Origin of the sequence: Pseudomonas fluorescens, from assembly GCF_000802965.1 — a bacterium.
Taxonomy (GTDB): domain Bacteria; phylum Pseudomonadota; class Gammaproteobacteria; order Pseudomonadales; family Pseudomonadaceae; genus Aquipseudomonas; species Aquipseudomonas fluorescens_A.
The window spans coordinates 56,495-76,076 of record NZ_JSAK01000029.1 but is presented as its reverse complement, the minus strand read 5'-3'; the positions used below and the strand labels follow the sequence as shown (position 1 = coordinate 76,076).

The 19,582-nt window shown below is 60.4% G+C and carries 18 protein-coding genes; 6 read left to right on the top strand and 12 right to left on the bottom strand.

Annotation, left to right across the window (positions count from 1 at the left end):
- Positions 1–247: 247 nt before the first annotated feature.
- Entirely contained in the window at positions 248–1,570 is a 1,323-nt protein-coding gene (locus NL64_RS22475; RefSeq protein WP_034150249.1) for a hypothetical protein, read from the bottom strand.
- Between the two features lie 435 nt (positions 1,571–2,005).
- On the opposite strand from NL64_RS22475, the gene NL64_RS22470 reads away from it, so the two are divergent.
- On the top strand, positions 2,006–2,395 hold the full coding sequence (locus tag NL64_RS22470) for a c-type cytochrome (RefSeq protein WP_034150248.1): 390 nt from the start codon (positions 2,006–2,008) through the stop codon (positions 2,393–2,395).
- A 131-nt stretch (positions 2,396–2,526) separates the two neighbouring features.
- A complete protein-coding gene (locus NL64_RS22465) occupies positions 2,527–4,017 on the top strand; it encodes an aldehyde dehydrogenase family protein (RefSeq protein ID WP_034150247.1) in 1,491 nt (496 codons plus the stop codon).
- A 168-nt stretch (positions 4,018–4,185) separates the two neighbouring features.
- On the opposite strand, the gene NL64_RS22460 is transcribed toward NL64_RS22465, so the two are convergent.
- The 7 genes from NL64_RS22460 to NL64_RS22425 form a co-directional block, all read right to left on the bottom strand.
- Positions 4,186–6,570, bottom strand: a complete 2,385-nt coding sequence (locus NL64_RS22460; RefSeq protein ID WP_034150246.1) for a DUF3772 domain-containing protein — start codon at positions 6,568–6,570, stop codon at positions 4,186–4,188.
- A 220-nt stretch (positions 6,571–6,790) separates the two neighbouring features.
- Positions 6,791–8,203, bottom strand: a complete 1,413-nt coding sequence (locus tag NL64_RS22455; RefSeq protein WP_437176933.1) for a heavy metal sensor histidine kinase — start codon at positions 8,201–8,203, stop codon at positions 6,791–6,793.
- A complete protein-coding gene (locus NL64_RS22450; protein WP_034150245.1) occupies positions 8,200–8,871 on the bottom strand; it encodes a heavy metal response regulator transcription factor in 672 nt (223 codons plus the stop codon). Before NL64_RS22450 ends, NL64_RS22455 begins: the two co-directional genes overlap by 4 nt.
- A 113-nt stretch (positions 8,872–8,984) precedes the next feature.
- Positions 8,985–9,242, bottom strand: a complete 258-nt coding sequence (locus NL64_RS22445; protein ID WP_034150244.1) for a DUF2790 domain-containing protein — start codon at positions 9,240–9,242, stop codon at positions 8,985–8,987.
- 129 nt (positions 9,243–9,371) lie between these two features.
- Positions 9,372–10,142 carry an alpha/beta hydrolase gene (locus tag NL64_RS22440; protein WP_034150243.1) on the bottom strand — a complete coding sequence of 257 codons (771 nt, stop codon included), beginning with the start codon at positions 10,140–10,142 and terminating at the stop codon, positions 9,372–9,374.
- Positions 10,143–10,841: 699 nt separating this feature from the next.
- On the bottom strand, positions 10,842–11,330 hold the full coding sequence (locus NL64_RS22430; protein ID WP_034150241.1) for a DUF6644 family protein: 489 nt from the start codon (positions 11,328–11,330) through the stop codon (positions 10,842–10,844).
- The gene (locus NL64_RS22425) at positions 11,330–11,680 is read right to left on the bottom strand and encodes a DUF6152 family protein (protein WP_034150240.1); all 351 of its coding nucleotides are present in this window, start codon (positions 11,678–11,680) and stop codon (positions 11,330–11,332) included. The genes NL64_RS22430 and NL64_RS22425 overlap by 1 nt, the downstream gene beginning before the upstream one ends.
- A gap of 301 nt (positions 11,681–11,981) precedes the next feature.
- On the opposite strand from NL64_RS22425, the gene NL64_RS22420 reads away from it, so the two are divergent.
- The 3 genes from NL64_RS22420 to NL64_RS22410 are packed head-to-tail and all read left to right on the top strand — an operon-like array spanning position 11,982 to position 14,970.
- The gene (locus tag NL64_RS22420) at positions 11,982–12,947 is read left to right on the top strand and encodes a Bug family tripartite tricarboxylate transporter substrate binding protein (protein WP_034150239.1); all 966 of its coding nucleotides are present in this window, start codon (positions 11,982–11,984) and stop codon (positions 12,945–12,947) included.
- A gap of 1 nt (position 12,948) precedes the next feature.
- Positions 12,949–13,437 (top strand): tripartite tricarboxylate transporter TctB family protein, encoded by a 489-nt coding sequence (locus NL64_RS22415; protein ID WP_034150238.1) that lies wholly within the window; start codon positions 12,949–12,951, stop codon positions 13,435–13,437.
- A gap of 24 nt (positions 13,438–13,461) precedes the next feature.
- Positions 13,462–14,970, top strand: a complete 1,509-nt coding sequence (locus tag NL64_RS22410) for a tripartite tricarboxylate transporter permease (RefSeq protein ID WP_034150237.1) — start codon at positions 13,462–13,464, stop codon at positions 14,968–14,970.
- 108 nt (positions 14,971–15,078) lie between these two features.
- Here the strand turns inward: NL64_RS22410 and grxC are convergent, their stop codons facing one another.
- Positions 15,079–15,330: a glutaredoxin 3 gene (gene grxC, locus NL64_RS22405; protein WP_034150236.1), complete on the bottom strand. Its 252-nt coding sequence runs from the start codon at positions 15,328–15,330 to the stop codon at positions 15,079–15,081.
- A gap of 25 nt (positions 15,331–15,355) precedes the next feature.
- On the bottom strand, positions 15,356–15,874 hold the full coding sequence (locus NL64_RS22400) for a carboxymuconolactone decarboxylase family protein (RefSeq protein ID WP_034150235.1): 519 nt from the start codon (positions 15,872–15,874) through the stop codon (positions 15,356–15,358).
- Positions 15,875–16,008: 134 nt separating this feature from the next.
- On the opposite strand from NL64_RS22400, the gene NL64_RS22395 reads away from it, so the two are divergent.
- A complete protein-coding gene (locus NL64_RS22395) occupies positions 16,009–16,821 on the top strand; it encodes an AraC family transcriptional regulator (RefSeq protein ID WP_034150234.1) in 813 nt (270 codons plus the stop codon).
- Positions 16,822–16,858: 37 nt separating this feature from the next.
- Here NL64_RS22395 and NL64_RS29785 read toward each other — a convergent pair whose 3' ends face one another.
- Positions 16,859–17,017 carry a DUF2986 domain-containing protein gene (locus NL64_RS29785; RefSeq protein WP_080758077.1) on the bottom strand — a complete coding sequence of 53 codons (159 nt, stop codon included), beginning with the start codon at positions 17,015–17,017 and terminating at the stop codon, positions 16,859–16,861.
- Between the two features lie 162 nt (positions 17,018–17,179).
- Positions 17,180–19,438 carry a catalase/peroxidase HPI gene (katG, locus tag NL64_RS22390; protein ID WP_034150233.1) on the bottom strand — a complete coding sequence of 753 codons (2,259 nt, stop codon included), beginning with the start codon at positions 19,436–19,438 and terminating at the stop codon, positions 17,180–17,182.
- Positions 19,439–19,582 lie beyond the last annotated feature (144 nt).

Here is a 19,582-nt window from a genome sequence, read left to right as displayed (position 1 = left end):
CATCAGCAAACCCACCACCAACAGCAGGCAGAGGCCGGCGAGCAGGGCGATCTTGCTCTGGATCGTGAGGAAGCTTTTCTGCATTGGAAATACCTTTTTCCTTGAAAGCATTGATGCCGATAACGCGTCTCCTGTAGGAGCGAGCCTGCTCGCGATGAAGGCCCGAGCACCACGGGCATTCAGGCAGCCCGCGTTATCGTTGGCGTCCATCGCGAGCAGGCTCGCTCCTACAGGGATCGCTCGGGACTTAGAACGTAGTGGCGAAAATCACCTGGCTGTAGAGGTTCTTGTCGTTGTTGCCCAACTGCGTGCCACCCTGGTCAGCGCTCTTGTCCGGCTGGAACAGGCCCACCAGCGGCATGATGCTCAGGTGGTCGTTGACGTGCCATTCGGCATACAGGTCCACCTCGTGGCCATCGGTGTTGCCGAGGTTGCGGTCGATGGTGTCGAAGTTGAAATACATCGCGCCGACGCTGAGGTTCTCCAGCGGTGCGACGCTGAACTTGACCTGCTGGATGCGCGAGTTGGTGTTGAACGGGCCGGCATAGTTGCCCGCCACTTCACCCTGGAACCAGGTGCCGAAGCCGCGACTGAAACCGTAGAACAGCGTGTCGTAGTTTTCCGAGAAACGGCTGTAGCGGTAGCTGACATACGGCGACCAGGCGACGTCGGAGAAGGTCCAGCCGGCCTCCAGATACCAGGCGTCTTCGCTATCGGTATGGGGTTTGTCCTGCCTGGCGTATTCGCCGGAGAGGAACAGGTCTTTCACCCCGGCATTGCCGGTGGCGCGCAGGCTGTAGGTCTTCATGCCGTCGCGTTCGAGCTGAATCGGCGAGGCGTATTGCTCGTCGATGTCGGTGGTGCCGATGTAGGTCACGCCGACGGTACCGGCTTCGGACACGTGTTCCAGCGTGCCCGCGTACATCTCGGTCATGGCCTGGGCGCGGTTGTTGGATTTCAACCACATCAGATCGCTGCGCCAGCCTTCCTTGCCACCAATGCGCAACACGGCAGTCTCGTCGAAGGCCTTGCGAGCCGCCAGCCAGTAGGCGCCGCCACGGTTGAATTCGCCGTCCGCCAGGCCTTTGCCCAGGTTCAACGCGTCGCCGTTAATCAGGAAGCCGTCGCCGATCATGATGTTCTGGCGGCCGAACGACAGGTCAATGCCGTCAGTGCCCAGCACCGGGAACAGATCGGCCGAACGCCAGCCGAGGTAAGCGTCCTCGAACTTGGTGGTGCGTTCCGAACCGTCGCTGAAACCGGCCGCATCGCCATCGCCCCAAGTGCCGGAGCTGAGCATGTTCGCCGCACCGTAAGCAGTGCCGACCCCGGCCAGGCCCTGGTCGAAGCTCAGACCGTACTTGATGTAGCCCTCGCGCCACGACGAAGAACCTTCATCGAGACGACCCGACAGGGCGTAGTTTTCCTGGCTGTGGAAAATGCCGAAAACCGCTTCCAGAGTGGCGTTCAGGTGACTGTCGTCGTCGGCGTAGAGCTCATACGCTCCGGCCTGACCTGCGCTGATCATCAGCGCGAGAGTCGAAAGGCGAAGCAAGGGGGACTTAAGCATGGCGTGACATCCGTTCTTGTTCTTGAGCGCAGGTTTGCGGTCTTTTTAGATACTAAGGAACGGATGTCTTTCGCCCTTTTGCCTGTTTGCCAAAGAGTTGGTTGTGCATGCCAGATTGCATGACCACATGACCACGCTGAGGTTTTTGGGCATTCATTTCTTGCGCCGAATTCGCCGCCGCTATCGCCAGCAAGCCGGCTCCTACAGAAGACCGGATTCACACGCTACAAACTGTAGGAGCCGGCTTGCTGGCGATTGGGCGTTCATGCCGAGCGAATTGGCAGAAGCGCCAACACAACTGGCAGGCAGCGCAAACCCTGCGTGTCACCGACCACCGACAATCCTTATCAACCCTGCCAGGGCACTCAAGCTCCGGCAGTTTTAGTGTTGGCGTTCGTCTGCTGACGAGCACGTGGATTTTCAAGGTCGTTTCTTATGTTCACTTCCCTGCGATTGCCCCTCATCGGTTTGTTGTCCTTCACCCTGGCGCAAGCCGCGCTGGCTGCCGATTGCGCACCGGTTCAGAGCCGTGGCGCCGAGCTGTTCGCCAACGAGTGTGGTGTTTGCCATGCGGTGAGCAAAGGCACGACCGGCATGATGGGGCCGAACCTGGCGGGCGTGGTCGGGCGCAAGTCCGGTTCGCTGGAAGGCTTCAATTACTCGCAAGCCATGCGTAACAAGAACATCGACTGGCAAGCCGAAAACATCGCGCAACTGATCACCCAGCCCCAAGCGTTCGTGCCCGGCACCTACATGCCGTACATGGGCATGGCTTCGGCGGACGATCGCCAGGCAGTCGTGTGCTACCTCAAAGAACAACACTGATCAGCCGATTGACGGCTGACACACCCACCAACCCTGTAGGAGCTGGCTTGCCAGCGATAGCGGTCTCCAGTCTTGCACCGCTCATAAAGACGCCAGCAAGCCGGCTCCCACATTTGAATGAAAGGTGATTTATGAGCAACGTTGAAATCCTGCCGCAGGTTGCTGCATTCATCGGCCGCCGTCACGGCTGCTTCATTGATGGTCAATGGGTATTTGCCGAAGGCGAAAGCATTGCCGTGGTCAACCCGGCCACCGGGCAGACCCTCTGCGAAACCCTCGATGCGCCACTGGCAGTCGTCGAGCAAGCCGTGCAGTCGTCGCACAAGGCGTTCAAGTCCGGCGTCTGGTCGGCACTGCGCCCGGCGGACCGCGAACGCATCCTGCTGAACTTCACCCGTCTGGTGGAAGAGCACGCCGAAGAACTGGCGCAACTGGAAACCCTGAGCCAGGGCAAGTCGATCAACATGGCTCGCGCGCTGGATCTGAACGCCACCGTGGAATTCATGCGCTACATGTCCGGCTGGGCGACCAAGATCGAAGGGCAGACCTTTGATGTGTCGATCCCGTTGCCGCCAGGTGCCAAGTTCACTGCGTTCACCAAGCGTGAGCCGGTTGGCGTGGTGGTCGGTATCGTGCCGTGGAACTTCCCGCTGCTGATTGCCGCCTGGAAGCTGATGCCGGCACTGGCGACCGGTTGCACCGTGATCATCAAACCGGCGATGGAAACCCCGCTGACTGCGATGCGTCTGGCGGAACTGGCCCTTGAAGCAGGCATTCCGGCGGGCGTGTTCAACGTCGTGACCGGTGGCGGTGCTTCGGTGGGCGGCGTGCTGACCCAGCATCCGCTAGTGAGCAAAGTGTCTTTCACCGGCTCCACCGCCGTGGGCAAAAGCGTCGGCGTGGCGTGCATGGAAAACATGACGCGTTTCTCCCTGGAACTGGGCGGCAAGAACCCGATGATCGTGCTCGCCGATGCCGACATCGAAAAAGCCGTGCAAGGGGCAATCCTCGGTGGCCTGCTGAACAACGGACAAGTCTGCGCGGCGGCTTCGCGTTTCTACGTGCACCGTTCGATTCACGACCAATTTGTCGAAGCCCTGGCCGCAGCGGTGTCGTCGATGCCGATCGGCGCGGGCATGAACGGTGACGCGGCGATCAACCCGCTGGTGTCGCGCAAGCAACAACAAAGCGTGCTCAAACACATCGAACTGGCCCGTCAGGAAGGTGCGCGCGTGGTCTCGGGTGGTGAATTGGTGGAAAGCGACGGCTTCTTTGTCCAGCCGACCATCCTCGCCGACATCGACCACAGCATGGCAGTGGCCCGCGAAGAAGTGTTCGGCCCGGTACTGGGTGTGATGCCGTTTGACGATGAAGATGCCGTGATCGAACTGGCCAACGACAACCGCTACGGCCTGGCCGCCAGCCTGTGGACCAACGACTTGAGCAAAGCCATGAACCTGGTGCCGCGTATTGAAGCGGGTACGGTCTGGGTCAACGCCCACGTGCTGCTCGACCCGGCGATGCCGTTCGGTGGTGTCAAGCAATCGGGCATGGGTCGCGAGTTCGGTCGCGCGGTGATCGAGGCTTACACCGAGCTGAAATCGGTGTGCATCGCCCATTGATAAAGCTGTAGAACCTGCATGATCTGCATGATCTGCATGATCTGCATGATCTGTAGGAGCTGTCTCGTGCAACGAGGCTGCGATCTTTGATTTTGCTTTTTTAGGATCAAAAGATCGCAGCCTGCGGCAGCTCCTACAGGGGATTGGTGCGATTGAAAGGGTTTTGCGTCATGCCGCTGGTGGTTTCGCCAGTTCAATACCGGCGGCGCCCAACCGCTTGAGTATTTCAAACAGCAGATCGCTTTTGATCAGGCCCACATTGCGCGGGCTGCCGACGTAACCGGTGATGGTCAGCGTAATGCCTTCGGGTTTCAGTTGGCTGAAGCGCACGAACGGCGCCGGTTTATCCAGAATGGAATCGTGCTCGACGTAAGTGTCGTACAGCAGGTTGCGCACTTGCTCCGGGTCGATGTCCAGCGGGAACATCAGTTCCAGTGTTGCCACGCCTTGCGCGGTGCCGCCGAGGGTGACGTTGCGCAAATTCTGCGAAATCAGCTGTGAATTGGGCACGATCACGATCGAGCGGTCGGCCAGTTGTATTTCCGTGGCCCGCACGTTGATCCTGCGGATATCACCTTCCACGCCACTGATGCTGATCAGGTCGCCGACTTTTACCGGGCGTTCGGTCAGCAGAATCAGGCCTGAAATGAAGTTCTTGACGATCTCCTGAAGGCCGAAGCCGATACCCACCGACAAGGCGCTGACGATCCAGGCCAGGTTGGTCCACTTGATCCCCAGCGAAGACAGTGCGAGCAGAATCACCGACGCATAGCCGATATTGGCGAACAGGGTGCTGAGCGACGCACACATGCCGGGGTCCATTTCCGTTTTCGGCAGGAACTCGTTGTCCAGCCAGCGGCGAAAGGAGCGGATCAGGTAGACGCCGATCGCCAGCGCCAGGATGGCATGCAGCAGGTTGCCCGGGACGATGTTCAGCTTGCGCAGGCCGTCGCCACCCAGAATGGCCAGAATGTTGGTGATCAGTTGCCCGAGCGTCGAGCCCACGCCGCCCACCAGCAACGTGATAAACGCGATCAGCAACAGCGAGGCGCGGCCGACGCCAGACAAGATGGTCGAAATTTGCTCCAGGCGTGCATCGCCAATGCCCAGCAACTGTTTGATGCCCTTGCCGGTGGTATGTCGCGGTGAAAACAGGTGTTCGCAGCCGTCTTTCACCAATTGGATCAGCAAGTAGAAACCGGCAAAGATGATGAACAGCCAGACCAGTTCGTAGGTGATAAAGCGCGACAGCGACACGTAGCCGGCGAGCAAGGTCAGCAGCGAAACCACCACCGCAATGCTGGCGAAGGCATAGATCACGCCGGCCAGCGTCCGGCCTGCTTCAGGCGCTGTACCGGCCGCGACCATGGCCTGACGGGTTTTGCTGACGCGCAACAACATCAGGCCGATCATCGCTGAGATGACCAACGCGACAAACCCCCTGACCGAGATCACGACCTCGGAGCTCATGCCGGTGGCATTGGTCAACTGCGCCATTGATACCAGCACCAGCAGCACGCAGGCCAGTCGTGCGGGGAACGGTTTGATCGCCAGTGCGACCGAATCGGCAATGGCCGGCAGCCGCCACGAAGGATGCTGTGTGGACAGCAATGCGCGACCCAGGCCGGTGATCATCACGCAGGTATAAATGATCTTTTCGAAGTCCTGGGAAAAACCCGCCAGTTGCGGCGTCAACGGCATTTGTCGGGTGACGGCAAAAAACAACAGTTGCAAGGCAAGCCAGGCAGTCAACACCGTGGCGATGACCGAGGCCAGCGCCAGGGCGCTACGCCGCAGGCGTCCTTCAGGCACGCGATGGATGCACAGCCAGGTCAGGCCTCGTTCGGTAAACCCTCGCCCGAGGAACCACAGGACCATGGCCAAAATGACCAGAAGACTGGTGATGAGGCGTTGCCCCGGTTGCCAGGCCGCGTCGAGGGAAGCGCTCGCCTGCGAGACGAATGAGCTCAGCCGTTGCCGGTCCTCCTCGGGTGGATTCAACAGGGGCGCCCAGAACCACGGGTTCAGGATGCTTTTGGTCTGTTGGGTCACTTCGGTTTCGAGCAGGCTGCGACGAATGCCGGCAATCTGGGTGAGAAGCTCGGTCGCACTGGTTTTGAGCGCCGCGAGGGTTTTGAGGTTGTTATCGATTCGGCTCTTTTGCTCGCCGAGCGTGGCTCGTTGCAGGGCAATATCGGTTTTTTCCGGAGAGGCCTGTTCCAGCGGCACAGGGCCGAGCACGCCCAGTTGCGCTTGTAATTGAGCTTGTTCGGGCAGCAGCAGTGCTGACAAACGATCGATTTCCTGGATGAACGCTTGCACCAGATCCTGCGGGGCTTCCAGCTGGCTGTAGTTGGTGGCGAGGGAGACCTGTTGTTTGAGGCTGTTCAGTCGGGTTTGCAGTGCCAGCAGATCAGCGTCGGAAACCGTCTCGCTCGCAGGTTTGGTGATAGCAGCAGGGGCGTCGGAGAGGGGCGCCGCCGACAGCATTGCGCTGCCGGGCCCGAACAGCGCCAACGCGACGAAAATCATCCACTTCAATCCATTGCGCATAGGCGTGCTCGACTGGTTGTTAGTCACCCAGCCTATGAGGTTAGGTCATGACTGGCACTGTCGAGGGATTTTTGGTTGGATGCATTCGGGTAAGGACCGAATCTGTGGCGAGGGAGCTTGCTCCCGCTGGGGCGCGCAGCGGCCCTAAAAGAAGGCCTGCTGCGCAGTCCAGCGGGAGCAAGCTCCCTCGCCACAGGTGCTCATCGCTCTTTCATGGGCGTCATTCACCCGGTCTACGCGCCGGGAAAAACAACTCAAAGCAGGTATTTCCGTCGGCACTGCTGACACTGTAGGCACCGTTGTGTAGCTGCATGATCGTCGCCACGATCGACAGGCCCAAACCATTGGATTGCGCCGAGCGTTCGCGGGATTCGTCGACCCGGTAGAAGCGCTCGAACAGCCTGGGCAGGTGTTCGGCGGGGATGGTCTGGCCGTGGTTGCGCACCTGCAAGCGTATGCCGTCGGCCACCGGCGTGGCGCGGATGTACAGCTCGGAGTCGGGCGCGCCGTACTTGATCGCGTTGGAACACAGGTTGGCCATGGCGCGGCGCAGCAGCATCGGTTCGGCCCAGATCAGTCCGCTGCCCTCGGCATTGATGCTGATACCGACATCGGCCGCGAGCCCTTCGAAATAGTCGGCCATGCGTTCCATTTCTTCGGCGGCAAGCAACTCCTGACGTTGGCGCAGGGCACTGGCAGGGTCGGTGCGGGCCAGAAACAGCATGTTGTCGAGCATCCGGGCCAGGCGTTCGAGTTCCTCGACGTTGGAGGCGAGTAACTGTTGATAGGCTTCGATGCTGCGATTCTGTTGCAACGCGACCTGTGTTTCACCGAGCAGGTTGTTGATCGGCGTGCGCAGTTCATGGGCCATGTCGGTCGACACCTGGCCCAATTGCACGAAGCCCTTGCCCAAGCGGTCGAGCATGGCGTTGAAGGCCTCGATCATCGGCAGCAACTCCAGCGGCGAGCCCTGGCTGTCGAGGCGTTCGTTGAGGTTGCCGACGCCAATGCCTTGGGCATGCCGCGCCAGGTGCCGCACCGGCAGCAGGCCGCGATCAACCAGGACATAGCCGGAAAACGCCAACAGAATCGCTGCCACGCTGGCGAACAGGTAGACATTGAAGCGGTAACTGGCGAGCACGGCGGTGCGCTCGGTCATCAGGCGCCCGGTGAGCACTTGCAGGCTGCCCTGGTCGCCGGTATCGATGGTCGCCGCCACCGCCGAAAAAGGCACACCGTCGACATTGGGCAAGTGCTGCACGTCGCTCAGGGTCAACGGATGATCGATGGGCATGGGGGCTAATGCGGGGGTGTGCAGTTTGCCCGGGTTGACCTCCAGCAAGGGCGGTTGCCCGGGGGCGCCGATGGTCAACAGGGCTTCGCGGTTGCCGAGCATGTTCTGGAACAGCGCCGGTTTGGTGCGGATCAGTTCCAGAGTGTTGCTGTCGTTGAGGAAGGTGCGCAATTGATCGATGCGGGTCACCAGCGCGGCGTCGTCGCGGCGGATCAATTCGCGCTCCAGGTCGCGGTACAGCGCCACGCCGAGCAACGTCAGCGAGACAAACGCCAAAAAAGCGAACACCAACGCCAGACGCAGCGTCAGGGAATGGCGAAGACGGGACAGTGCGCTCATGGTTGGGTATCGAAGCGGTAGCCGATACCGCGCACGCTGTGGATCAACTTGAGTGGGAACGGATCGTCGATCTTCATTCGCAGCCGACGGACTGCGACATCCACCACGTTGGTGTCGCTGTCGAAATTCATGTCCCAGACCCGCGAGGCGATCATCGAACGCGACAGCACCTCGCCCTGGTGCGTGGCGAACAGGTGCAGCAAAGCGAATTCCTTGTTGGTCAGGGTGATGCGCACGCCGGCGCGGGTGACGCGGCGTTTAAGCACGTCGATTTGCAGGTCGTCGATTTGCAGCTGTTCTTCTTCGCGCGTGGGGCCACGGCGGGTCAGGGTGCGCAGGCGCGCGACCAGTTCGGCGAAGGAAAAGGGTTTGATCAGGTAATCATCGGCGCCCAGTTCGAGGCCTTTGATGCGGTCGGCAATGTCATCGCGGGCGGTGAGGAACAGCACCGGCGTGTCGGCCTCCTTGCGCAAGCGGCGCAGGACTTCCCAGCCGTCCATCTTCGGCATCATCACGTCCAGCACGATCACGTCGAAATCGTGTTCCAGGGCCAGGTGCAGACCATCGACACCATCGCGCGCCAGGCTCACGGAATAACCGAGTTCCTGCAAGCCGTTGAGCAGGTAATTACCGGCCTTGGGTTCATCTTCGACGACGAGAATGTTCATGGGGTTTCTGCCTGGTTCAGGGTCCGCAAAACTCGGTGGTGCGCTGGCGGGCTACAGCGGCACGCAGTGTCGCCAGTGTAGCCCGTTCATTTGCCGGTACGCAGGGGCGGCGATCAATGATCATTGGTGCAGCCGCTGCCTTGGACGATGTAGTCCAGTTCATGCTGGCGGCCCTGGTGGTCGAGGTAGTTCAGTTGAGCGGGGATGATGCCGCACTGTTGCGAAATGTCGGTTTCGCCCAGTACTTTGGCCACGTCGAGGTGGACGAAGGCGGCGTCCTTGTCGTGGATCACCGGGGCGCTGCTTTGGGTATCGGCAAACGCCGAGCCGGTGGCGAGGAGGGCGGCAAAACCAAGGATGTACAGTTTCATGATCAGTCTCTCTATTCAGGGTGTGTGGTGGCTGCCGAGTCGTTACCTGACAGTGAGTTCAGGTTAACCAGGCGATCCGGACAGCCCACCAACAGGTCGATTACAAAGTTGTAATAAACGGGTTTGGGGTTATGACTGGCGACCGGCGGCAGCGAGGATCAGGTCGGCGATTTCCTTGGAATGGGACACCAGCGACAAGTGGCTCGACGGCAGTTCGATGGTGGTCGCGCCCATGCGTTTGGCGAGGAAACGTTCCAGGTCCGGGTTGATGGTCTGATCCTGGCTGGACACCGCGTACCACGACGGCTTGGTGTGCCAGGCCGCAGCGGTGGTGCGGTCGGTGAACAGCGTCTTGGCGATCGGCTGTTGCACGGCGAACAGCTGCATGGCCTTGTCGTGGGGCACGTCGCTGGCGAAGTATTTGAGGAAGGCGTCTTGCTTCAGGCTGATAAAACCATCGTGCTCTTCGGTGCCGGCGCGCACGGGCATGGTCGGGTATTTGGCCGACAGGGCGACGAAGTCTTCCCCGGCATCCGGCGCGCGGGCAGCGACGTACACCAGCGAACTGACCTTCGGATTGACCCCGGCCTCACTGACCACCGTGCCGGCGTAGGAATGGCCGACCAGCACGGTCGGCCCGTCCTGTTGATCGAGGACCCGTTGGGTTGCAGCAACGTCATCGGCCACTGAGGTCAGCGGGTTCTGCACCGCAGTGACGTGCAAGCCGGCAGCCTGCAAACGGGCGATTACGTCCGACCAACTGGAGCCATCAGCCCAGGAGCCGTGCACCAGCACGACGTTGTTGGCCTTGACCGGTGCGGTGCTGGCGGCCATGGCGGAACCGCTGCCCAGCATGAACAGGCTGGCGGCGATCAGGCAGAGTTTGCTCAATGGTTTCATGGTGGGGACCCTTGTCTTCGTCAGTGGGAGGCGTGTCATCCGGAGTGGGTGACTGACGGGTTCACTGTAGGGAGCGAGGGTGTTGGTCAGGCTGACAACTTGATGACATGTTTGTAATGATCTGTCTTCAGATCGGTTGTACACATTTCCTGTGAGAGCTGGCCTGCCGGCGATGGCGGCCTTACAGCCGACCATGTTCTTTCAGGTGTACATATCCATTGTTGCGGTCACGGCTACCTAAGGTTCCGCCCTTACGGCGGGTTATTTGGAAGAGCGCCAAGTAACCAAGCGCTTTCGCCCCTGACGTTCGGTGCCTCGCCAAGGCTCGGCATGCCCTCGCTCCGGTCCTGCTCCGTGGGCCCGCCGCCATCGGCCATCCATGGCCGGGGGCGGCTACCGCGGCATCCTTGCCGCGGTGCCCACTGCGCAGAACCACCACTCGGCCTCTCGACGGGGCAGATCAAGATCAAAAGCCAGATCAAGAGCAAGAGCAAGAGCAAGAGCAAGAGCAGAAGCCTATCCTTCTGAAAACACGCATCCCTGTAGGAGCCGGGTTGCTGGCGATGACGGTGGGGCAGGCGCTGCGATGTCCACCGAACGGCCGCCATCGCCAGCAAGCCGGCTCCTACAAGGAATGCGCGCAACCTGGAGCTTTTTCATGTGGTTCGCCGCAGCGGTGAAACCCCAAAGCATGTGTACTCAGGTGTAGGCCAACAACCGCCCGCAAAAAATCACACTGACCCATAACCCAATGGAAAACAGCGCCTGAACTCGAGCCACACCAGGCGCTGCAACGCCGGTATTCCACGCCCCAACGGAACGGTAGACGCCGACATGGAACAACAAGGCGTTCAGTCCCGCCGTGGCGATCAGGCATAGCTTGAGGATGAAAATGTCATTGGAGGCAAAGTCGTGTGGATGGGCCGAAAACATCATCAACCCGGCCGGTACGATCAATAGCAGTGCCGCGATGGCCCAACTCAGCAGATGGCGGGCCAGGGCCGTGACCTGGATCGTCCGCGACAACCCTAGCACCCGCAGATCAAACATCACCACCGCGCCGACCAGCACGCTGAAGCCCACGATGTGCATCACCTCGACCAGCGGGTAGAGCCACATATCGCCCCGCATGGCAGCGCCCAGCGGCGAATCATGCATCCAGTCCAGCCAGGTTTGCGAGGTCTCCATTAGCGCAATTCGATGGTTTTTTCGCCAATGGTGATGCGTTCTGCGCGCAGTTCATCGGCCTTGTTGCGATTTTGGTAGCCGACCACGGTCGCTTGCGTGCCCACCGCCAGCATGTCTTGCGAAAGGCCCCGATTCTCCATGCGCGAAGGCGGTGCCAGTACCACGTTCCAGGTTTTGTCTGCGGTTTTCAGGTTTACGAACCCGTGGGGATGGGAGTAGCCGGATTGCTCGATGGTGCCGCTCAGTTGCAAGGGTTTGCTGGAGTCGTACTCACTCCAGCCGTGATGGGCGAAGGCCGCAGTGGCAACCAGTAACAATGACAATCCAATGCCCTTGAGCATGATCTTCATGACACGGTTCTCCTGTTGCAGGACGTCGATAAATGTCGGGCTGTGCTCGCTACGGTGCGGCGTTCAATTATTCCAAGGTGTTTTTCAGAATAGTCGGCGGCTTCAAAGCGGCGAATCATGCCGTCCGAAAGAATGTTTCTGTCTGTGACGCAGGGTTCGCAACATCGAACCTTCGGTTGAAAGACCGTCAACAACCAAAACCATGACCTAAGCTTATCCGCAGGCCAAAGGTCGTCAGGGCAGGCCACACACCCTGATCGACATCCCCATGGCACCCATAAAAACAAGGGAGATTCGCCCCATGTCCGTTCTGCTGACCCGCTTCAGTCGCTACCTGGCTATAAGTCTCACCGCTGCCGCTCTCACCACCCCCGCGTTCGCGCTGGATACCGTCAAATTCATGGCCCCGGGCTCCGTTGGCGGTGGTTACGACCAGACCGCGCGGGTGCTGGGCAAAGCCCTGATCGAAGCCAATGCGGCCAAATCCACGACATTCGAGAACAAGGGCGGCGCCGGCGGAACGCTGGGGCTGGCACAGTTTGCCAACAGCACCAAGGGCGACCCCAACGCGCTGCTGGTGGTCGGCGCGATCATGGTCGCGGGCATCGAACAGAACAAACCGCAAATCACCTTGAAAGACGTGACGCCGATTGCCCGGCTGTTCACCGAGTACAACGTGATTGCCGTGCGCAAGGAGTCGCCGTACAAGACCCTCGATGAGCTGATCACGGACTTCAAGGCGAAACCGTCCAGCATCACCTGGGGCGGTGGCTCCAAGGGTTCGATCGACCACATCGGCATCGCCGAGCTGGCGGGCAAGCTCGATGTCCCGGTCAACAAGGTCAATTACATCGCCACGGGCGGTGGGGGCGAAGTGGTGGCCCAGGTCCTCGGTGGCCAGATCAAAGTGCTCACCGGCGGGTATGCCGAGCTCGGTCAGTACATCAAGAACGGCCAGATCCGCGTCCTCGCCATCGGCGCGCCTGAGCGTGTTCCCGGGATCGATGCGCCGACGCTTAAAGAAAGCGGCTACGACGTGATCATCGGCAACTGGCGCGGTGTGTATGGCGCAGCAGGCCTCACACCCGAGCAGCGTAAGGAAGTCACCGACGCGGTGGTGGCCGCCAGCAACAGCAAAGTCTGGCAGGACAACATTCAAACCAATGCGTGGTCGCCGAGCGTGCTGACCGGTGATGACTTCGGCAAATTCGTCGACGAAGAGCACGTGCGGTTGCGCGCGATGCTGGTCAAGGTCGGGCTGCTTTGAGATGGCCGGGTCGCGTGCAGTGGTGCCCACGCAACTGGCGATCGGCATTGGCCTGATCGTTCTCAGTGTCGTACTGGCCGTGGGCGCCTACCGCTTTCCACCGGAGATGGGCTTCGTCATTCTGCCGGCTTACGTCTATCCCTACGTCGTCGCGGCGTTTCTGGGCGTGGTCGGGGTGTTGCTCAGTTACCAGGCCGCGAGCGGCGGTTTCCGTGAACTGGATAACGGCGACGTCCAGGGCACGATTCCCGGCGGCAAGGCCGGTGCAGCCTGGGTGACCGGGGGGCTTGTCGGTGTTGCCGTGCTCATCAACGTTATCGGCTTCGTATTGTCTGGTGCGCTGCTGTTTGTCTGCGCCGCACGGGGCTTTGGCAGTCGTCACCCGTTGCGCGACCTCGCCATCGGCATTGCCCTGACCCTACCGATTTATTGGCTGTTCAACGCCGGGCTGGGGGTTTCCCTGCCGCCGCTGGTCAACGCCTGGATTTGACCCGGGCCCAAGGAGATCGACCGCGTGGACATTCTCTCCAGCCTGTTGATGGGGTTTTCCGCGGCGCTGACGCCGATCAATCTGATGTGGGGATTTATCGGCTGCCTGCTGGGGACCGCCATCGGTGTCTTGCCGGGCATCGGGCCGGCGCTGACGGTGGCGTTGCTGCTGCCGATCACCGCCAAGGTCGATCCCACCGGTGCGCTGATCATGTTCGCCGGGATTTATTACGGCGCGCAGTTTGGCGGTTCCACCACGTCGATTTTGCTCAATACGCCCGGCGAGTCGTCTTCCATGGTCACGGCCCTGGAAGGCAACCTCATGGCGCGCAATGGTCGGGCAGGGCCGGCGCTGGCGACGGCGGCGATAGGCTCGTTTGTCGCCGGCACCATTGCCACGATATTGCTGACCCTGTTTGCACCGGTGGTGGCCAGGCTGGCGCTGAATTTTGGGCCGGCGGAGTATTTCGCGATTCTGGTGTTGTCCTTCACCACCGTGTCGGCGGTGCTCGGCGCCTCGATGCTGCGCGGCTTTGCCTCACTGGGGATCGGACTGGTGATCGGCTTGATCGGCCTGGATTCGACCTCGGGCATCGCCCGCTACACCTTGGGTGTGCCCGAACTGGTGGATGGCATCGAAGTGGTGCTGGTGGCGGTCGGCTTATTCGCGGTCGGAGAAGCGCTGTACAGCCTGCTCTATCAAAAGGAGCAAGTGGAGGGACGGCACCGCATGACCTCGATGTGGATGACCCGCGCTGACTGGAAACGCTCGGTGCCCGCGTGGCTGAGAGGTACGCTGATCGGATTTCCGTTCGGCTCGATTCCGGCCGGTGGCGCGGAAATTCCGACGTTCCTGTCCTATTCGACCGAACGCAAACTCAGCAAGTACCCGAAGGAGTTTTCCGCCAACAAGGGCGAGGGCGCCATCGAAGGCGTGGCCGGGCCGGAAGCGGCCAACAACGCCAGCGCCACCGGGTCATTGGTGCCGCTGCTGACCCTCGGAATACCGACTTCCGCCACCGCGGCGATTCTGTTGGCGGCGTTCCAGAACTACAACCTGCAACCGGGGCCGATGCTCTTCGAAACCTCTGCCGATCTGGTCTGGACGCTGGTGGCGTCGCTGTACATCGGCAACGTCATCCTGCTGGTGTTGAACCTGCCGCTGGTGGGGTTGTGGGTCAAGCTCCTGCAAATCCCCCGACCTTACTTGAACGCCGGGATTCTGGTGTTCGCCACCATTGGCGTGTACGGCATGCGCCATTCGTCCTTTGACTTGTTCCTGATGTTGGGCATCGGTTGGGCGGGTGTGTTGATGCGGCGTTTCGATTTCCCGGTTGCCCCGGTGATCGTGGGCATGCTGTTGGGGCCGATGGCCGAGAAGCAATTGCGCAATGCGTTATCCATCAGCGAGGGCGACTGGATGATCTTCGTCACCCAGCCCATCTCGGCGTTCTTCCTGGCCCTGACGCTGCTGGTGTTGTTGGTGCCGTATCTGCTGCATAAGCGTGGGATCAAGTTGCATGAAGACGACTGAGATGTCCGCCAATTGCGCGCAACCCCTGTAGGAGCTGCCGCAGGCTGCGATCTTTTGATCTTTGAAAGCAAAATCAAAAGATCGCAGCCTGCGGCAGCTCCTACAGACTCACGCCAGCATCGACATCAACCCGCCCTGGCGATCCAGTTTGGCGAGGTCGTCGAAACCGCCGATATGCATGTCGCCGATGAAAATCTGCGGCACGCTGCGTCGACCGCTGCGGCTGAGCATTTCTTCGAGTTTGCCCGGCTGGGTCTGAATATTGATTTCCTGCATCGTGATGCCTTTGCTCGCCAGCAGTGATTTGGCGCTGCGGCAGTAAGGGCAGGTGTCGGTGGTGTACAGGGTCACGGTGTTCATGGTCAGTCCTCCGCTTATGAGTGGCTCAGGCATCGATCGCCGGGAAGTCGATATCGGTCAGGGCGACGTTGTTCAGGTAGTTGGTCAGCGTTTGCGAAGCCACGTGGGCGATCACTTCGATGATCTTCGCGTCATTGATCCCGGAAGCGCGGGCCGCGGCGATTTGCTCGCTACTCAGGTGGCCTCGGCTTTCGGTGATCTGCCGGGCGAGCAAGGCGTAGCTGTCTAGCTTGCCTTCCCGGGCGCTGAGGATCTCCTGGCCGGAGAGCCCGGCCTTGCCAGCGAACAGCGTGTGCGCCGCCAGGCAGTAGTCGCAGCCGTTAACCTGTGAAGTGGCGAGGAAAATCGCTTCCTTCTCCGTAGCGCTCAAGGACGTCTTGCCCAGCGCCGCCGAGTTTTGTAGGTAGGAAGCCAACACGGCGGGAGCTTGGGCCAACACGCGGAAGACGTTGGGCAGGAAACCGATTTTCTTCTGCACGCCTTCCAGCAGCGGGCGGGTGGTGTCGGTGGCGTGTTCGAGGCTGACAGGGCTAATACGGGTCATGTTGATTCTCCGAGGATTGAAGCGCGACAGGCGCTGGGTACGGAGTTCATGCTAGTGATTGGCTCTGGTCTATTGGGTGCAAATCGTCGACGATATGCGACAGATCGTCCAGAACTGCTCTCGGGGTACTTTCCATGGATCGCTTGTCTACGCTGCTTGCACATTTCGGCGTCAACGCCGGCACTTTCCACAGCGGTACCTTTTGCGGCATCACGGCTTTCGATGGCAGCCAGACGTGCGGGCATCTGCACCTGCTTCAGGGTGGAGAACTGTTGCTGAAACTGGCCGATGAACGTGAACTGCTGATCACCGAGCCGACACTGATCTTTTTCCCACGGCCGTATCGTCACCGCCTGTCGTCTGCGGAAGACGCCGACACGCAGTTGGTCTGCGCCTCGCTGACATTCGACGGCGGCTCAAGCAATGCCTTGGCGGCGGCGTTGCCGGACTACCTGGTGCTGAAACTCGAGGAAATCCCGACCTTGGGCAGCACGCTGGAATGGCTGTTCAGCGAGGCTTTCGATGGCACCTGTGGGCGTGAAGCGGTGATGGATCGACTGTTCGAACTGGTGGTGATCCTGTTGCTGCGGCATATCCTCAGCAGTCGAAGTCAGCAACCGGGGATGATGGCCGGTCTCGCCGATTCACGCCTCGCCCGGCCCTTGAACCTTATGCACGAAACCCCCGGCAAGGCCTGGAGCGTGGCGCAGTTGTCGGAATTGGCCCATATGTCGCGGGCCAGTTTCGCCGAACACTTCAAGCGCGTGGTCGGGCAGTCACCCGTGGATTATCTGGTGAGTTGGCGTATCAGCCTGGCGCAGAAGCGTCTGCGCGAGGGCAAACCCATCGCCCTGATCGCCGAAGAAGTGGGCTACGAAAGTCCTTCGGCGCTGGCTCGGGCATTTCGACGCAAGACCGGTGTCAGTCCGCGAGAGTGGAGGGGGTGAGCAGATAGTCCGGGTAAAAACACGTGCGGCTTTCGGATCAGCTCTCGGGGGAAATGATCTCGTCCGGGCCGGCTTCGGCAGCCAATTTCGCTCGGTCCGCTTTACTGATGTATTTAGGCTTTTTCGGTGCCAGTTTGGCGCTGGCCTTTTTGGCTTTTTCCTTGAACAACTGTTGTAGTTTTTTCTGGCGATTCATTTTTTCTACTCGGCTTGTCAGTGCTTGAAAGGATGGCAGGGATTTTCGCACGAAGCCTGGGTCGTGAGGTGCATCAATAGACGTCGTCGTCCCAGGATTTTTAACAATCGAAGCAACAAGGGCGGCATTGCGCCGCCCTTGGTCAATCGCCGCACCCGGGTTTCACTTCAGTTCGAAGCGATCCAGGTTCATCACCTTGGTCCACGCCGCCACGAAGTCTTTGACCAATTTCTCCTGCCCGCCAGCGCTTGCATAGACTTCGGCCAACGCCCGCAACTGCGCGTTGGAACCGAAGACCAGGTCGACACGGGTAGCTTTCCACTTCGGCTGGCCGGTTTTGCGATCACGGCCTTCGAACTCCTCATTGGCCTCCGACACCGGTTTCCATTCCACGCCCATGTCCAGCAGGTTGGTGAAGAAGTCGTTGGTCAACGCCTCTGGCCGACTCGTGAAGACGCCGTGGGCGGTTTTCCCGACGTTGGTGTTAAGCACGCGCAGACCGCCAATGAGTGCGGTCATTTCAGGTGCGGAGAGCGTCAGCAATTGCGCTTTGTCGATCAGCAGTGCTTCGGCTGAAACGGTGTACCGGCCTTTGAGGTAGTTACGGAAACCATCGGCAATCGGTTCGAGGAAACCGAAGGAATCGACGTCCGTCTGCTCCTGGGAAGCGTCCATCCGCCCCGGCGTGAACGGCACCGTGACGGTGTGCCCGGCGTTTTTCGCTGCCTGTTCGACGCCGGCACTCCCAGCCAGCACGATCAGGTCCGCCAACGAGATTTTCTTGCCGCCGGTGTTGAACTCGTTCTGGATGCTCTCGAGTTTCGCCAACACGTTCGCCAGTTGCTCAGGCTGGTTGGCCTGCCAGGACTTCTGCGGCGCCAGACGCAGCCGCCCACCGTTGGCGCCGCCGCGTTTGTCTGAACCGCGGAACGTCGAAGCTGCCGCCCATGCGGTAGAGACAAGCTCAGGGATCGACAGACCCGAGGCCAGCAGTTTGCTCTTGAGCGCCGCGACGTCGCTGTCGTTGACCAGGGCATGGTCGACCGCGGGGATCGGGTCTTGCCACAGCAACACTTCGCTTGGGTTTTCCGGGCCGAGGTAACGCGAGAGCGGCCCCATGTCACGGTGGATCAGCTTGTACCAGGCGCGGGCGAAGGCGTCGGCCAACTGGTCGGGATTTTCCAGGAAACGCCGGGAAATCGGTTCGTAGATCGGGTCGAAGCGCAGGGCCAGGTCAGTGGTAAGCATGGTCGGGTTACGGCGTTTCGACGGGTCATGAGCATCCGGAATGATGCCGGCCCCAGCGCCGTTTTTTGGCACCCACTGGTGGGCGCCCGCCGGGCTTTTCGACAGTTCCCATTCGAAACCGAACACGTTCTCCAGGAAGTTATTGCTCCATTTGGTGGGTGTTGTGGTCCAGGTGACTTCCAGGCCGCTGGTGATGGTGTCCGGGCCTTTGCCAGTGCCGAAGCTGTTTTTCCAGCCCAACCCCTGTAGTTCCAGACCGGCCGCTTCAGGCTCGGCACCCACATTGTCGGCAGGACCGGCGCCGTGGGTTTTGCCGAAGGCGTGGCCGCCGGCAATCAGCGCCACGGTTTCTTCGTCGTTCATCGCCATGCGACCGAAGGTTTCGCGGATGTCTATCCCGGCAGCGACCGGGTCGGGGGTGCCTTCGGGACCTTCCGGATTCACATAGATCAGGCCCATTTGAACGGCGGCGAGGGGGTTTTCAAGGATGCGACCGTCTTCGGTACGGCTGTCCTCATTCCTCCCGGGTTCAGCAACCAGTGGAACATCGCCGGGCGCTTGAGCGGGCCCGTTGTCGTCTTTGCCGTAGCGTGAATCTCCAGCCAGCCATTTTTTTTCAGTGCCCCAATACACGTCTTCATCCGGTTCCCAGACATCCGGGCGACCACCGGAAAAACCGAAGGTCTTGAAGCCCATGGACTCCAGCGCGACGTTGCCGGTGAGCACAATCAGGTCAGCCCAGGAAATGTTGTTGCCATACTTTTGTTTGATCGGCCACAGCAACCGGCGTGCCTTGTCGAGGCTGACGTTGTCCGGCCAACTGTTTAGCGGTGCAAAGCGTTGCTGGCCAGTACCGGCGCCGCCGCGTCCGTCCCCGGTGCGGTAGGTGCCTGCGGCGTGCCAGGCCATGCGAACAAAGAGCGGCCCGTAATGGCCAAAGTCCGCTGGCCACCAGTCTTGCGACTGCGTCATCAGCGCGTTCAGGTCGCTTTTGACGGCAGCAAAGTCCAGCTTCTTATAAGCCTCTGCATAGTTGAAGCCTTCGTCCATGGGGTCTGACAAGGACGAGTGCTGATGCAGGATCTTCAGATTCAGTTGATTCGGCCACCAGTCGCGGTTTGTTGTGCCACCGCCGGCGGCGTGATTGAAGGGACATTTCGATTCGTTTGCCATGTGTGAGCTACCTTTGGTCGAGTTCATTCAGCCACCCGGCCCGGATTCGGGCACGGGAAGAGCGAGCGAAATCAATGACTCAGGCTGCTGGACCAATTTCTCGATCAGTTGATCGTTGTGGCCACGTGGGCTTTGCTGACAGTG